The organism is Mucilaginibacter sp., from assembly GCF_025362475.1.
Lineage (GTDB): Bacteria > Bacteroidota > Bacteroidia > Sphingobacteriales > Sphingobacteriaceae > Mucilaginibacter.
The window spans coordinates 15,770-31,337 of record NZ_JANYGH010000004.1 but is presented as its reverse complement, the minus strand read 5'-3'; the positions used below and the strand labels follow the sequence as shown (position 1 = coordinate 31,337).

Sequence of the window (15,568 nt, the reverse complement as noted above, 5' to 3'; positions counted from 1 at the left end):
TAATATCGGCTGTCCGGTAAAAAAAGTACTTTTGCTCATGTTGGTTATTAAAGTGTGGTAACTCTAATATCAACACAAAAGGGGTGGCTTTTAGCTACCCCTTACTTTTTTTCAAAAAATTCGTTTACCGGACAACAGTGCACTCCGTTCAGGATGACAAAAGTTTTTTTAAACTTCATCCCCATCATTGTAACAATCCTCATAATTACAATCTGCTTCCCTGAAATCCGTGCATCTATCATCCTAATTTTGCACATTTGCAAAAAGATATTTTTGTACGATGAAAGAAGGGCTTAAAATTGCCATTGGTGCCGATCATGCCGGCTTTGATTATAAACAGGCTTTATCCGCAGAGATCCCTGCAGATCAGCTCACAGATTTCGGAACTTATTCAAGCGCCTCTGTTGATTATCCCGACTTTGCACATCCTGTAGCATCTGCAGTTGAAAGTGGCGAATGCGATCTGGGTGTACTGGTTTGTGGCAGTGCCAATGGGGTTGCCATAACAGCCAACAAGCACCAGGGTATTCGGGCAGCAATCTGCTGGAACGAGGAGCTGGCCATATTGGCCCGTAGCCACAATAATGCCAATATCGTTTGTATTCCCGCTCGCTTTATCAGCATTGACGAAGCTCAAAAAATCATGAACGCATTTTTCAATACCGACTTTGAAGGCGGCAGGCACGCTACAAGAGTAGGAAAAATGACTTGCTGATAAGAGGACAAAAGATTTTGGACAAAGGAAAAAGCATAAAGTCAAAGGCTTAAAGCACAAAGCTATGATCTGTAAGCCATCAATCCTGAACTAAAAAGAAACTGACTTAATTATTATCATAAATGAAAAAAATCACATTACTTGCGCTCTCTGCTGTTGTTGCGGCAAATGCCTGCGCGCAACAAAACCCCACGGCAATGAAGTACGCAAAACTCATCAGCGCCGAGGATGCCAAAAAGCATTTGAGCATTTTAGCCTCTGACGAATTTGAAGGCCGCGAAACCGGTAAGCCGGGTGCCGAAAAAGCAGCTAATTACATTGCCGCCGAATTTAAAAGATTAGGTCTGCAAGCCCCCGTAAAAGGATCGTACTTTTTTGATGTGCCGTTAGTACAAAACACTTTAAAAGTAACAACACTTACCATTAACGGAAAGCCGTTTGCGTTGGGACAGGATTTCTTGCCGAATGGTACAGTTCCTGATAATAACGTAAAAGCAACCGAGTTTGTATTTGTTGGCTTTGGTACTGATAGCGAACTGGGCAGTACTGATTTGGCCAATAAGGTTGTATTATGGATAAATGAAGACAAGCCAGAAGCGGGTAATACTCCAAACACCTCTGTGCGCATGGGTACAGCACGCCTGCAGATATTAAAGAATCTGCAAAGCAAAAATCCCTCACTTATTTTGGCGGTTAATGGCGATTTAACAAACTTGCTTAAACGTTACGGCAAAAGCATTACAAGCCCGCGTTTAACTATCAAGGAGGATGCCGGAGCACCAAAGATTGCCGGAGCATTACACATCACTCCTGCCATGGCTGATGAGCTGGTAAAATCAACCGGTAAAACATTTGCCGATTTAAAGGCTGCTGCTGCCACAATCCCGGTTGTAACTGCAAAAACAGATCTTGTAGCTGCTTACGCCAATGAACAAACTGCTGTGAAAGCGGTTGATGTGGTAGGATTTATGCCCGGTACCGATTTAAAAGATGAAGTATTGGTATTTTCTGCTCACTATGATCACATTGGTTTAAACCCAGATGGAAAAGATAAAGTGAACAACGGTGCCGATGATGACGGATCTGGTACAACAGGCATCCTGGAAATTGCACGTGCATTTTCGCAAGCAAAAAAAGATGGTCATGGCCCGCGCCGAAGTGTGCTGTTTTTAGGTAACGTAGGCGAAGAAAAAGGATTGTTAGGTTCTGAATACTATACCGATCATCCGGTTTACCCATTGGCTAACACCATTACCGATCTTAATATTGATATGATAGGCCGTGTGGGTGAAGAATATATTGGCAAACCCGATTCTGCAAACTATGTATACTCTATAGGCTCGGCCATGCTGAGTAAAGACTTGCATGACATTGGCGAAAAAGCGAATGATACTTACACCAAATTAAAACTGGATTACAAATATGATGATCCTAATGATCCTAACAGGTTTTACTACCGCAGCGATCATTACAACTTCGCCAAGCATGGTGTACCCATCATATTTTACTTCAACGGTGTGCATGCCGATTATCACCAGCCAGGTGATGAGGTGAGCAAGATCAACTTCCCATTATTGGCAAAACGTACGCAATTGGTGTTTTACACAGGTTGGGAATTAGCTAACCGCGATAAAAAACCGGTGATAGACGTAACACCACCATCAAAATAGGTGAGTGGTTGATTGAATTCAACGGTAATAAATACTATGAGGAGGCGCAATATTTGCGCCTCTTTTTGTTTCAAACCTTGAACGTCAAATAATTTAATCTAACCTAATCAAGCATTCGCTAAACAACTTCTCACAAAAAAACCTAAATTCGCATATATGGGAAGCACTGCCGAAGAATTTTTGGTTGCCTCGGAAGAAAAGGCATTTGATGTAGATCACCGCCGTATTATCAATAACAGTATTGATAAATACAACGCGGCTGCATCAAGCGGACTTTCAAGGATCATTAATCTGGATAACGCCAAAAAGAAAGGGCATGTGATCAAGTGGAAAGTGATGGAAAACCTGGATAAGTTTTTACCGGAGTTTGAAGCCAATTTTCAGCGCCGCGGCGGCAAGGTGATCTGGGCTAATGATGCCGAAGAAGCCAATCGCGAAATCCTGAACATCATCCAGAAGGCAAAAGCCACAACCGTAGTAAAATCAAAATCGATGGTTACCGAGGAAATTCATTTGAATGAATTTTTGAAGGAGAACCATATCGAATCCTTAGAAACCGACCTCGGCGAATACATAGTTCAGCTTTTAGGGCAGGCTCCTTACCATATTGTTACGCCGGCTATGCACCTCAGTAAAGAGGATATTGCCAAACTGTTTCATGAGCGCTTCGGCAGCCCGCTTGATGCAACACCAGAGCAGCTTACTTTAAAAGCCCGCGAACTGCTTCGTGATAAATATTTACAGGCCGATGTGGGTATAACAGGAGCCAACTTTTTGCTGGCTGATACCGGCAGTATCGCCATTAGTGAAAATGAGGGTAACGCGCGCTTATGCACCACCTTCCCCAGGGTGCATATTGTGGTGGCGGGTATTGAAAAGATCATTCCGTCAATTACAGATCTGGATTTGTTTTGGCCAATGCTATCTACCCATGGTACAGGACAAAATCTTACGGTATATAACACCATTTTAAGTGGTCCGCGCCAGCCAAATGAAACCGATGGACCCGAGGAGATGTATGTGGTGTTGATTGATAATGGCCGCACCAACCTGCTTGCCCAAAAGGAACAGCGCCAGGGATTATATTGCATCCGTTGCGGGGCTTGCCTTAATGTGTGCCCGGTTTATCAAAATATTGGGGGCCATACCTATAATATAACCTATAGCGGGCCAATTGGCTCCGTTATTACTCCACATACCAATGGCATGGAGGAGTTTAAACACCTTAGCTATGCATCAAGCCTTTGCGGCAGCTGCACCGAAGTTTGCCCTGTAAAAATAGATATCCATAAAATGCTGCTGCTTAATCGCCGCGATGCCGTTAACCAGGGCTTTGTTACTAATAAAGAGCGCTGGGGCTGGGCCATCTGGAAAAAAGGTATGCTTAAACGTAACCTTACCGATTTTTTTGGCGGCAAAATGAAAAACTTTTTACTCCGGTTTTTCTTTAAAAGCACCTGGGGCCATTTAAGAGAAATGCCGGATGTTGCCGATAAATCATTCAGCAAACAATGGAAAGATAAACACCAGGGCGAAGAATAATCATACCTATTAGTATGCGGAAAGTAGTTTTAAACCTGGCCATGAGCCTCGATGGTTTTATTGAAGGACCAAACGGCGAATATGATTGGTGCCTTACCGATCAGGATTATGGAATGACGGATTTCCTGAACAATGCCGATGCTATTTTCCTTGGCCGTAAAAGTTATGAAATACTCATGAACGCGGGGCCCGAATTGTTTGGGTCTCTTAAAATGTATGTTTTTTCGGATACGCTGACAACGGTGCAGGGCAATTCAGAAATTATTCGCCGGGCAGATTTTAAACAACGTGTAGAAGAGATCAGGCATCAACCGGGTGGTAACATCTGGCTGTTTGGAGGCGCTCAATTGATTTCGGCATTTATAGAGCAACGGCAGATTAATGAGTTTATATTGTCTGTTCACCCCGTAATTTTAGGTGCGGGCAAACCGCTGTTCATCGTTAAAGATCGTACCAAACTGATGTTTCTTGGTAGCGAACAATTTTCAACCGGCCTGGTTCAGCTCAGGTATACCTTTAGTCCGGAATTTGATTACGGTATGATTGATCTTTAGATTACAGAAGTTTTACACCCGGAATTAAAATTATGATCCGTTAGGATCTACCTGTTTGTAGAATCATACATATCAATTCTTTTGCCCAGTAGGGGCTACCCTTCCATATTTAGGTTGCACCTACGGCGCAAAAACTCATTTCGTGCTGTTTTGCTACAAACAGGTAACCCCTACGGGGTAAGTCCAGGAAAGTCTTATTTAAAATCAATATCAGATAGTCATCCTGAACTTGTTTCAGGACCCCACAGGACAGGTCGGCTTCAGGCCGTACATCTTGTATATGGGATGCCGATCCGTCAGCCGACGGACGGCAGGACTTGGTAGTTTTTTAATCGATTCCCCTATTACAAAATCCCAAGCTCTCTCAATTCCGCTGCCAATTCATCCGCCGATTTGAAGTGAATACTTTTAATCCCTTCTTTTTCTGCAGCTAAAACATTGCGATAATTATCATCAATAAATAAAGCATCTTCAGGATTAACATTATACCGATCAAGCAGTACCTGGTAAAACTCAGGGGCTGGCTTGCGCATTTTTTCGGTACCAGATACCACCACCCCATCAAACCAGTCTAAAAAATCAAAACGTGCCACCGCAAACGGAAAAGTTTCTGCCGACCAGTTGGTGAGCGCATATATCTTATATTTCTTACTCTCCTTTAACTGTTTAAAAACCTCAACCGTGCCGTGAAAAGGCTCGCCAAGCATTTCAACCCACCTACCGTAAAAAGCCCGGATGTTTGCCTCGTGCTCCGGGAATTGGGCAATAAGCAGTTCGGTGCCTTCATGTAAAGAACGACCGGCATCCTGCTCCTCATTCCAATCGGATGTACAAACGGTAGCCAAAAAGTTTTTCATTTCCTGCTCATCATCAAATATGGTACGGTATACGTAATGCGGGTTCCAGTCAATCAAAACTGCACCGAGGTCGAATATGATGGTATTGATCATTTTTTATCAGTATGCTCGTAAATTTTAACATCAGTTACCACAGAATCTTTCATAGACAGGATAAGTTGCTTAACATACCGTGGTTTGCCAGGTTTGTATATCTCTGTTATTTCATAGGTCATTTGAGCCGTGTCGCTTTGTTGCGGTCGGTGCAGTAAATGAACTACCTCCTGGTAATTTAAACCTTTAAGTTTGTAATTTTTTAGTAAATCATCCACCATTAGTTCCCGATAGCTAAATGTTAATCCATCCCCCTCGTTCCAGTTATCCCGATCAAATTTTCGGTTCCGTTTACAAGCAGTAACTGCCAGGATTATTAAGCAAAGCAGAGCGATGGTATTTTTGTTGAGCATTGATATAGGTTTTACAGATCAAATATAACCATGAATAATAAGTTTATACGGATTGGTTACGGTTTTTTCCATTCTTCAATGGTAACTTTATTGATAATCGAATCCTTATTAAATTCAACCGAAAGATTTTTTGTATAAACCGGGTCGATATCCGACCCGAAATCTTCCACTATTTGATAATAAACTCCAATAGAATCTTGGGTGTTGCCTTGAGGCTCACCCAATAATTCTATCATTTGTTTGTAGCGCAATCCTTTTAATTTGTGATTTTTAATAAGGTCATCAATCATCTCATCCCGCCTTGGATAGTCCCAGTCTTCCCGCTCCAGCCATTTTTCTTTATAAAAAGGCACTTTACCGGTCAGCCGTCTACACCCAAAAACGGATAGCATTGCCATGGATAAAATCAAAATGACTTTTTTAAACCACATTCACTTATTTCGCGTTCAGCAAATACCCCTTAAAATCTTCAAAATCTTTACTTAGGGCTATTGCCAGTTTGGTTTTTGATTCCAGTTCTTTTACCTGTTCCGGCACATCTATTTTAGCGGCTATTTCCTCACTAAAAACATCAGGAAACTTGCACGGATGCGCGGTTGCTAAAAATACACCTGCAGTATCGGCACTGCTATGATCGTGCTGATAATCGGTTAAGGCCTGCCAGGCTATAGCAGTATGCGGACAAACCACATAATCATAAGTATCAAATACCCAGTTAATGGCTTTTAATGTTTCATCATCGTTGTAGGTAAAACCTACCACTAATTTATTCAGCTCGTCCATATCAGCCTTAAATAGATCGGCAATACGTACCCAGTTGCTTGGGTTGCCCACGTCCATGGCGTTTGATAAGGTTGCTACTGATGGCTTTGGCTGATAAACACCCGTTTTTAAAAACTCGGGCACAGTATCATTGGCATTAGTAGCAGCTATAAATTTTTCAACAGGCAGGCCCATCTTCCAGGCCAGTAAACCCGCGCCAATATTGCCAAAATTGCCACTTGGTACAGAAAATATTACTTTTTTAACGCCCTGCCTTAACAGCTGCGCATAAGCGTTAAAATAATAAAAAGTTTGCGGCACTAACCGTGCTATATTGATAGAGTTGGCTGATGTTAAGCGGAACTCCTCATTCAATTCGGCATCGGTGAAGGCTTGTTTAACCAGGGCCTGGCAATCATCAAAAGTACCGTCAATTTCCAATGCACGGATGTTTTGACCGTTGGTTGTAAGCTGTTGTTCCTGCACGCCACTTACCTTGCCCTTAGGATACAGGATAGTAACCCTTGTGTTGGGTACGCCTAAAAAGCCCAATGCAACCGCACCACCTGTATCGCCGCTTGTGGCTACCAATACATCCAGCTGCTTTTCGCCGTCCTCTAAAAAATAGCTCATTACGCGGCTCATGAAACGGGCGCCAAAATCCTTAAAAGCCAGTGATGGTCCGTGAAAAAGTTCCAGTACGTGTACGTTGTCATCCAGCTTTACAACCGGTGCATCAAAGTTGATAGCATCATCTATTAAAGCTTTCAGATCATCAGCAGGCATGGCATCGCCCAAAAGGGTTTTAGCTACGCGGTAAGCAATCTCCGGTAAAGAATATTTATCCAGGTTATTGATAAAATCATCATCTAAACGCGGGATGCTGATAGGCATATATAAACCTTTATCCTGCGGCATGCTGTTAAAAACCGCGTCTTTAAAAGATACTTCTGATTGGATGTTGTTGGTACTGTAGAGTTTCATTTTCTTTATTTCGGATTTCGGAATTTCGATTTCGGATTTATAATTTTTTTATTTTTTCCCCCGTCATTGCGAGGTCCCTCGCAATGACGGGGGAAACGACCTTTTTTGTCATCCTGAACGGAGTGAAGGATCTACTCTCCACTATGCTTCTTCGCCCTGTACAGTTTGCGAATAGATCCTTCGTTCCTCAGGATGACAACCTTTTAAAATGTCATTTCTCCTTAAGAGTCCCAAGATTTTATACCTCGCAATGACGGTAGTTTTAGATTCGTTGTTTTGACTTTTTAATTTTCACTTTTACCCCAGCACCTTAGGCCCTGCATCATTTATCGTTGATACATAACCATTTGAACCAATTTTAAGCGCTGTTAAATGCTTTTGCAATTTTTGGGTAATCCGCTTAGCTGTGTCTTCATCTTTAGTGAAAGCAAAAACAGACGGGCCAGAGCCGGAGATGCCGAAGCTTACTGCGCCAAGCTCCATGGCCATTTCGCGCATTTTGTAAAAATCGGGTATAAGCATGGAGCGTACTGGTTCAACCAAAACGTCCTTCATGCTACGGCCGATCAGGTCGATGTCGTTCATGAATAAACCGCTTACCAATCCGGCAATGTTACCCCACTGGGTTACAGCATCCTTCATCTGGATGTTTTTACGGATAATCTGGCGGGCTTCCCTCGTAGGTACATCTACATCGGGAAATACAATGGCGCAATACAAACCGGCCGGGTGAGGCAGGCGAACTACATCCAGGGGTTCATAACTGCGGATCAATACAAAACCACCCAAAAGAGCAGGTGCAACATTATCAGCATGACCGTGACCGCAGGCCATTTCTTCGCCCTTCATAGCGAAGGGTAATAATTTAGCCGGATCGCTATCATCGCCCAATAAGGTTTTGATGGCGAACAAGCCCGCAACCGTACTTGCGGAGCTTGAACCAAGTCCGCTGCCTATCGGCATTTTTTTGTGCAGTTCAATATCCAGCCCAATATCGGTACGGCCAACGCTTTGCAAATAATGCTGCACGCTCACACTCACCGTATTTTTAGCCGGATCCATTGGTAAACGCCCGTCATCACCGGTAATTTTACTAATGGTAATACCGGGTTTATTGGTCATCCGCATAATCACTTCGTCGCCCGGTTCATTTACCGCGAAGCCAAGCACGTCAAAACCGCATACCACATTGGCAACAGTGGCCGGGGCGAAAACGTGAATGCCCCCCCCGCCCCCTGAAGGGGGTGCCAGAGATGGGGCTGTTGTTAAATCTTCTATCTTATTTTCCATTTCTATCAAACTTTTATTCCCCCTTTAGGGGTTAGGGGGCTGTGCCCATTTCATATCAAACTATAGTTCCCCCTTCAGGGGGTTAGGGGGCTCTTAATTTGCGCCCAAATTTATCAGATCAGCAAATACGCCGGCAGCGGTAACTTCGGCACCTGCGCCGGGGCCTTTTACTACCAGTGGGCGCTCCTTGTACCTATCGGTAGTGAACGATATAATGTTATCACTGCCCGATAGCATGTAGAATGGATGGTTTTCATCAACCATTTGCAGGGTGATGGTTACTTTGCCGGCTTCCAGCTTGCCTATATAACGCAATACCTTACCATCTTTTTCGGCCTGCTCTTTAAGCCTGGTAAAGTGGGCGTCTTCAGTTTTAAGAGTGGCGTAAAAATCATCAACCGATTTGGCTTCAAGACTCGCTTTTGGCAATACGCTTTCAATCTCCACGTCGGCTTCTTCCATAGCGTAACCGGCATCACGGGCAAGAATGAGCATTTTGCGCATAAAATCTTTCCCGCTCAGGTCATCACGCGGATCTGGTTCTGTATAGCCCTTTTCCTGCGCTTCTTTTACCACATCGTGAAAATTGGCTTCACCTTTAAAGTTATTAAAGATGAATGATATGGTTCCCGATAGGATAGCCTCGATGCGCTGCACCCTATCACCGCTGTTCATCAGGTTTTTTAGTGTGTTAATGATCGGTAAGCCTGCGCCCACGTTGGTTTCGTAAAAGAAATCAACACCATGGCTGCGGGCGGTATCTTTAAATGTGCGGTATTGCTTGTAGCTGGCCGAGTTACCTATTTTATTGCAGGTAATAACCGAGATGTTTGCCTTAAAAACTTCCTCGTAAAAACCTACCGGTACCGGGCTGGCAGTGTTATCAATAAATACACAGTTAGGCAGGTTCATTTCTTTCATCCTGTTGATGAACTCCTGCAGATCGGCCTGGTATGGCGAAGATTCCAGATCATTTTGCCAGGTATCCAACGAAACACCATCGCTGTTAAAGGTCATTTTGCGGGTATTGCTGATACCTGCAATTTTCACCTGGATGCCGTTATTATCTTTTAAATATTCGGTATGCGCTCTCAGTTGGTTAAACAGGGTTTTACCAATGTTACCGGTACCTAAACAAAAAGCATGCAGTGTTTTGGTTAACTGTACAAAAAATGCATCATGTACTGCGTTTAATGCTTTTGAAAGATCTTGTGCCGAGATGATCACCGAGATATTATACTCCGATGATCCCTGGGCGATAGCTCTCACATTAACACCATTACGACCCAATGAGTGAAACAACTTGCCCGACATGCCAGGAGTTTGTTTCATGTTTTCGCCTACTACAGCCAATATGGCCAGTTTTTTTTCGATAACCAGGTGCTCCAGTTTTTTGGCTAAAAGCTCCAGTTCAAATTCCTGTTCTATCACCAGTTTGGCACGCTCGGTATCCTGCGGCTGTACCGCGAAGGTGATGCTATGCTCTGATGATGATTGGGTGATAAGGATGATATTGATCTGCTCCCTTGCCAATAATGAGAATAAACGACCGCTAAAGCCTGATTTACCAACCATGCCGCTGCCCTCTAAATTAAGGATGCTGATATTGTTGATAGAGGAGATTCCTTTGATTGGCAAGTTGGACGCCTTGCAGTTATGACGGATCACGGTGCCTTCAAACTCCGGCTCAAAAGTATTTTTTATAACGATAGGGATCTTCTTTAAAAATGCCGGGATCATGGTTGGCGGATAGATCACCTTGGCGCCGAAGTACGAAAGTTCCATCGCTTCGGTGTAAGTAAGCTCGGTTAAAGAGAAGGCTTTTTTAACCATCCGCGGATCGGCAGTCATCATTCCGTTAACATCTGTCCATATCTGGATCTCTTTAGCATTTAGCGCTGCACCAAATATAGCGGCGGTATAATCTGAGCCCCCGCGACCTAAGGTTGTGGTTTGCCCGGCATCGTTACCCGCAATAAAGCCGGTTACGAAAAGTATTTTATCTTTATTTTCCTGCTGCAGGTTACGGATCAGCATTTCGGTAAGCTCGGTGTTCACCTTGGCGTTACCAAAAGCGCTGTCGGTTTTAATTACATCGGCGGCATCAACATACAATACCTCTTTAAAATGCTGGGCAGCAATTTTGCTCACCATTATGGTTGAGCAGCGTTCGCCGTAACTTAACACCTGATCGCGGGTTTTTGGTGTAAGCTCCCTTAGGGTTAATATACCCTGCAGCAATTCCTCTAACTGGTTAAAATGTATTTTTAAGCGTGTAAAGGCCGGGTTTTGATTTTGTACATCAAGCAGGGTTTTCACCACTTCAAAGTGGCGTCTTTCCAGCTCGGCAAGCGGCGCGGTAAATTCTTTACCATTGGCGGCATCTTCGGCCATTGAAGCCAGCAGGTTGGTTACCCCGCCCATAGCCGATAATACAACTACCGGCTTGTCTTCATTTTTAACTTCATCCTTTAATATGTTTAAAAGGGTTTGGATGCTTGCCGCTGATCCTACAGATGTGCCACCGAATTTTAAAACTTTCATTGTTGGGTTTAGTAATCAATATTTAATAAAAAAGCCTTCCTCTTTGCGGAGGAAGGCTTTCATTTGGTTTCTTTTATGTTTTACACCATACGATTATCTTCCCCCGGTAATTTTGCCGATGGTAATAATAGATGTAATAATGGTGTTGTTAATTGTCATATTTAATGTCGACAAAGTTAATAGATGTTTTCTAATTAGCAAGCATTATTTTGCTTTTTATAAAAAACAAGTACTGATCTATATGATTTTAACTATAATTACCCAAAATGATGAATAAACTATTACCGGTTATATTGTTACTGCTGATGGCTGTGCCGGGCTTTGCTCAACAGGGAAATGATAGCCTGATCTATAATCTGCCCACAATTAATAACAAGCTGGTTTATACTGATAGTATTATTGTACAGGGCCGCGATAGTATCATGTTAGATAGTACGGCCAAAAAATGGTTCAACAGTTATTATGCAGATCACCAGCCCGATACCATACAGGGCAAAAATATTAAAAGCAGTGTTGTGGCCCAGGGCATTTTATTGTACAATGTTACGCCGGGATTAATAAGCATTCCGTTTTACGCGGTTGTTTCTGTGCAAATAAATTGCAGAAATAATGGCTATACATACAAAATGTTCAATATTCATTTCAGGCCCAAAAATGGTGTTGTTAATGCTATAGGGTACCAAAATGATCCGGATTACCTGATCAAACTGTATAAGCAAAAGCATATTGGTTTAATTACTTCTATGAATATCAATCGCGGTATGATCAGGAATTATCGTGCAGCGATGAATAGCGCTGTACAGGCAAGCATTGCTGCGCTAAATAAAGCAATGACAAATTAAAGCGATGTATTTGTTACTTTTGAGGCTGATATGCAGGGATTACTTATAAAATCGACCGGAAGCTGGTACCAGGTGCAAACACCCGACGGGGAAAGGATTGATTGCCGGATAAAAGGAAAGTTCAGGATGCATGGCATCACCACCACCAACCCGGTAGCTGTAGGCGATGTGGTGGAATTTGAAATGGAGCCCGAGCAGCAAAGCGGCGTGATCACCAAACTGCATCAGCGTAAAAATTACATTATCCGCAAGGCCATTAACCTGAGCAAGCAGGCGCAGATCATTGCTGCCAATCTTGACCAGGCACTATTGGTAGTTACCCTGGCTTCGCCACGTACTTCATTGGGGTTTATTGATCGCTTTTTGGTAACAGCCGAAGCCTATGACATTCCTGCAAGATTGATCTTCAATAAACTCGACCTGTTTAGTGATGAAGGGCTGGAAATACTGGCCGACTATAAAGCTGTATATGAAAAAATTGGTTATCCATGCTTTGAGGTATCGGCCATAGAAGGCACCAATATTGATCAGGTACAGGAGTTGTTAAAGGATAAGGTGACGTTGTTCTCCGGTCATTCGGGTGTAGGGAAATCCAGCCTGATCAATGCCCTGTTGCCCAATCTTGATCTGCGTACTAATATGGTATCTGAGTGGAGCGATAAGGGAATGCATACCACTACCTTTGCCGAAATGTTTGAACTGCCACAAGGAGGATTCATTATAGATACTCCCGGCATTCGCGAACTGGGCGTTATCGACATAGAAAAACAGGAACTAAGCCACTTTTTCCCTGAGATGCGCTCCCGCATGAATCAATGCCGCTTTAATAACTGCCGCCATATTAACGAGCCCGGCTGCGCTGTGCTGGAGGCGTTGGAAGAAGGTGAGATTGAACTATCGCGCTATGAAAGTTATCTGAGCATTTATAACGGGAATGATACGAGGGCGTAGAGGCTGCCTAAAAATGATTTATTAAATGCTTTTAGACTCCTGATGAAGCACATACCTAAACGTCATTGCATGTTTTACTATCCGGGGGACACTGAAGGAGAAAATGACGTAACAAAAATGGCTGTCATCCTGAGCCTGTCGAAGGATAGTGGGCAAAGGCCTCTCCGCGCGAGTCTTCGACAAGCTCAGACTGACAGGCCCACACGCCTCAAAATCCAATACGTCATGGGTAGGAACGAAGGGTCTACTCGCAGACTGTACAGGGCGAAGAAGCATGGCGAATAACAGATCCTTCACTGCGTTCAGGATGACAAAAAGATTTTTTGCGAACACGTAATAGGTAGTAGGCACCTCGCGATTACGATCTATTTGTTTATTTTTAGGCAGCCCCTTACCTTACAGCGAGTTATAATAATTAAACAGCTTAGCCAGGTCGGTATCGCTTTTGTAATCAACCTTGGCACTTTTAATATAGGTTTGCATCTTCTCCGCTTTATCATTTAGAGCAGTAAGGATCACTTTTGAGCCGGGTTTTATCCTGGCGATATTATCATTCATCAACAAGTAATAAACGGCATCCTTTAACGCGAAAGTTTTTGTAACGGTTGCTGAGTTAAAAACCTGATCTGAGTGAATTATCTTTTTATAGCGCTTTAAAACTTTGACTTTGCCATCGGCAATTACCTGGTAAAACGACGCAGGTGTTTGTTCATCAACAGCAGGGTAGCCACTGCTGAATACCAGGGGTAAAAGATTGCTCTCTAGTATTCCAAAGGTATCAAAGCTAAAGCTTCTTACAGGTTCAACAAAAGCCAGGGCCAATGAATCCCGCGGGCTTTGAAATAAAAGTTCATCTTTTATCAAATCATATTTAAGTTTTGCCAGCATCGTTTTACCGCTAACCAGGCTAACTTTACCCGGAAACCAGTTTGGCACAAGATATGGGCTGCCTTCAACATCAATATAATTTTGCTCCATAACAGGCTTGCCCTGGTTATCATTTAGCATTTGCGTTTGTGCTTTTGCACTAAAACAATTTACCAGCAAGCCAGCTATGCAAAAACCAAAAAAAGATATTTTCATAATAACGTAATTTTATACACTAAAAGCATAACAAGGTTTTTAAACAAAACATTATGCATATTATTGGGTTAAATATTCTTAATTAGTAGCAAAAGGCTTTTTAAGTACCAAAGCTACTATGAAACTATACAACAAATGAACACATTGAGCAGCAATTTTTATAGGTTAAACATAGCCCCTCCACAATTTAATATGATGGTTTCCGTTTACAGGTTACATGCAATTGCATAAAACTATCCATATTTAGCGCGATTTGCAATTGCCTAACCAACTTAAAATTTATCATTAAATTGCTCCTCCCAATATCTTATTAAAATATGAAGAAAATATTATTAGCCGCCACATTTATGAGTTATGGCATTTTTGCCTTAGCGCAAACAGCACCGGTTAAAGTAAGTAAAGTTGTTTCAGCCGAAGAGGCTTTCAATAAATTAGTTGAACGTAAAGGTATAAAAGATGGCTTTTTAGCCGTTGCAGCTCCAGATGGTATTGTATTTAAACCCGATGCCGTAAAAATAACCGATTTTTATAATAAAATTGATAAGCAAGCCGGCAAGCTAAGCTGGCAGCCAAAATTTGCCCGCATATCTGCCAATGGCGATCTTGCCTTTACTGCAGGCCCTTATGTTTACCAAAATGGCAAAACGGAGGATGACAAAGTTTACGGCGATTATGTTTCTATCTGGCGGATTGATGCTGACGACAATAATAAATTAAAGCTGCTGATTGACTTGGGCATACAACACCCCGAACCGGAAGAACAAGCGGTAACTGATTTTAAAGAGCCCGATGCTACCATAAAATCAGCACCGAGCAAGGATCCCTTTACAGCTAAAAGTGTTATTGTAAACACCGATAAAATATTCAACCACTCGTTAACCATATCTGCATTGGCCAGCTATAAAGAGTTTTTAAGTCCGGAGGGCCGTTACTACTTCCCTGGGTTTGAACCAATGACCGGGCCCGATGTGATCATGAAATTTATCAATAACCAGGCCATCACCATATCTGCCGAAACCACTGATGCAGGTCGTTCTGTGAGTAATGACCTGGCTTACAGCTATGGTCATGCACGTATTACCAAAGGCAATGTAGTGGGTAACTACAACTATGTACGCATCTGGGAAATTGATGCGCAGTCAAAAAAGTGGAATATTCTGCTGGAAGTATTTTCGGCTATTGAAAACGAATAAGAAATAGATATTAACTATATCAAAAACAGCGATGGGGATTACTCATCGCTGTTTTTTTGTTTTAGCCCCCCGTTACATGTTATATCATTTCTATATCATTCTTTGCCTTTACGTATTGGAGGTTGTAAACATTCA

General features: G+C 42.7%; 14 protein-coding genes. 7 read left to right on the top strand and 7 right to left on the bottom strand.

Translation table 11 applies throughout. The features are described 5' to 3' along the window. The first annotated feature begins 280 nt into the window (after positions 1-280). The 4 genes from rpiB to Q0R88_RS01915 all read left to right on the top strand — a co-directional run bounded on the left by rpiB (position 281) and on the right by Q0R88_RS01915 (position 4,481). Positions 281-715, top strand: coding sequence for a ribose 5-phosphate isomerase B (gene rpiB / locus Q0R88_RS01930; RefSeq protein WP_295711637.1), 435 nt, complete (start codon positions 281-283; stop codon positions 713-715). Positions 716-837: 122 nt separating this feature from the next. Beyond that, positions 838-2,385 carry a M28 family peptidase gene (locus Q0R88_RS01925; protein ID WP_295711635.1) on the top strand — a complete coding sequence of 516 codons (1,548 nt, stop codon included), beginning with the start codon at positions 838-840 and terminating at the stop codon, positions 2,383-2,385. 156 nt (positions 2,386-2,541) lie between these two features. Beyond that, on the top strand, positions 2,542-3,927 hold the full coding sequence (locus Q0R88_RS01920) for a LutB/LldF family L-lactate oxidation iron-sulfur protein (RefSeq protein ID WP_295711633.1): 1,386 nt from the start codon (positions 2,542-2,544) through the stop codon (positions 3,925-3,927). A gap of 14 nt (positions 3,928-3,941) precedes the next feature. Further along, positions 3,942-4,481 (top strand): dihydrofolate reductase family protein, encoded by a 540-nt coding sequence (locus tag Q0R88_RS01915; RefSeq protein ID WP_295711631.1) that lies wholly within the window; start codon positions 3,942-3,944, stop codon positions 4,479-4,481. Positions 4,482-4,825: 344 nt separating this feature from the next. On the opposite strand, the gene Q0R88_RS01910 is transcribed toward Q0R88_RS01915, so the two are convergent. The 6 genes from Q0R88_RS01910 to thrA all read right to left on the bottom strand — a co-directional run bounded on the left by Q0R88_RS01910 (position 4,826) and on the right by thrA (position 11,364). Next, positions 4,826-5,431, bottom strand: a complete 606-nt coding sequence (locus Q0R88_RS01910) for an HAD family phosphatase (protein ID WP_295711630.1) — start codon at positions 5,429-5,431, stop codon at positions 4,826-4,828. Continuing rightward, positions 5,428-5,784 (bottom strand): hypothetical protein, encoded by a 357-nt coding sequence (locus tag Q0R88_RS01905; protein WP_295711629.1) that lies wholly within the window; start codon positions 5,782-5,784, stop codon positions 5,428-5,430. Before Q0R88_RS01905 ends, Q0R88_RS01910 begins: the two co-directional genes overlap by 4 nt. Positions 5,785-5,840: 56 nt before the next feature. Continuing rightward, positions 5,841-6,215 carry a hypothetical protein gene (locus Q0R88_RS01900; protein ID WP_295711628.1) on the bottom strand — a complete coding sequence of 125 codons (375 nt, stop codon included), beginning with the start codon at positions 6,213-6,215 and terminating at the stop codon, positions 5,841-5,843. A 4-nt stretch (positions 6,216-6,219) separates the two neighbouring features. Then, positions 6,220-7,530 carry a threonine synthase gene (thrC, locus tag Q0R88_RS01895; RefSeq protein WP_295711627.1) on the bottom strand — a complete coding sequence of 437 codons (1,311 nt, stop codon included), beginning with the start codon at positions 7,528-7,530 and terminating at the stop codon, positions 6,220-6,222. A 297-nt stretch (positions 7,531-7,827) separates the two neighbouring features. Beyond that, complete coding sequence (locus Q0R88_RS01890) at positions 7,828-8,820, bottom strand: homoserine kinase (protein WP_295711625.1); 993 nt, start codon at positions 8,818-8,820, stop codon at positions 7,828-7,830. Positions 8,821-8,913: 93 nt separating this feature from the next. Beyond that, on the bottom strand, positions 8,914-11,364 hold the full coding sequence (gene thrA, locus Q0R88_RS01885) for a bifunctional aspartate kinase/homoserine dehydrogenase I (protein ID WP_295711623.1): 2,451 nt from the start codon (positions 11,362-11,364) through the stop codon (positions 8,914-8,916). Between the two features lie 266 nt (positions 11,365-11,630). Between thrA and Q0R88_RS01880 the strand changes: the two genes are divergently transcribed. After that, a complete protein-coding gene (locus Q0R88_RS01880) occupies positions 11,631-12,206 on the top strand; it encodes a hypothetical protein (protein ID WP_295711621.1) in 576 nt (191 codons plus the stop codon). 30 nt (positions 12,207-12,236) lie between these two features. Next, positions 12,237-13,157, top strand: a complete 921-nt coding sequence (rsgA, locus tag Q0R88_RS01875) for a ribosome small subunit-dependent GTPase A (RefSeq protein ID WP_295711619.1) — start codon at positions 12,237-12,239, stop codon at positions 13,155-13,157. A gap of 396 nt (positions 13,158-13,553) precedes the next feature. Here rsgA and Q0R88_RS01870 read toward each other — a convergent pair whose 3' ends face one another. Beyond that, complete coding sequence (locus tag Q0R88_RS01870) at positions 13,554-14,240, bottom strand: hypothetical protein (protein ID WP_295711618.1); 687 nt, start codon at positions 14,238-14,240, stop codon at positions 13,554-13,556. Positions 14,241-14,557: 317 nt separating this feature from the next. Between Q0R88_RS01870 and Q0R88_RS01865 the strand changes: the two genes are divergently transcribed. Then, positions 14,558-15,433 (top strand): hypothetical protein, encoded by an 876-nt coding sequence (locus Q0R88_RS01865; RefSeq protein WP_295711616.1) that lies wholly within the window; start codon positions 14,558-14,560, stop codon positions 15,431-15,433. Positions 15,434-15,568: the final 135 nt, after the last annotated feature.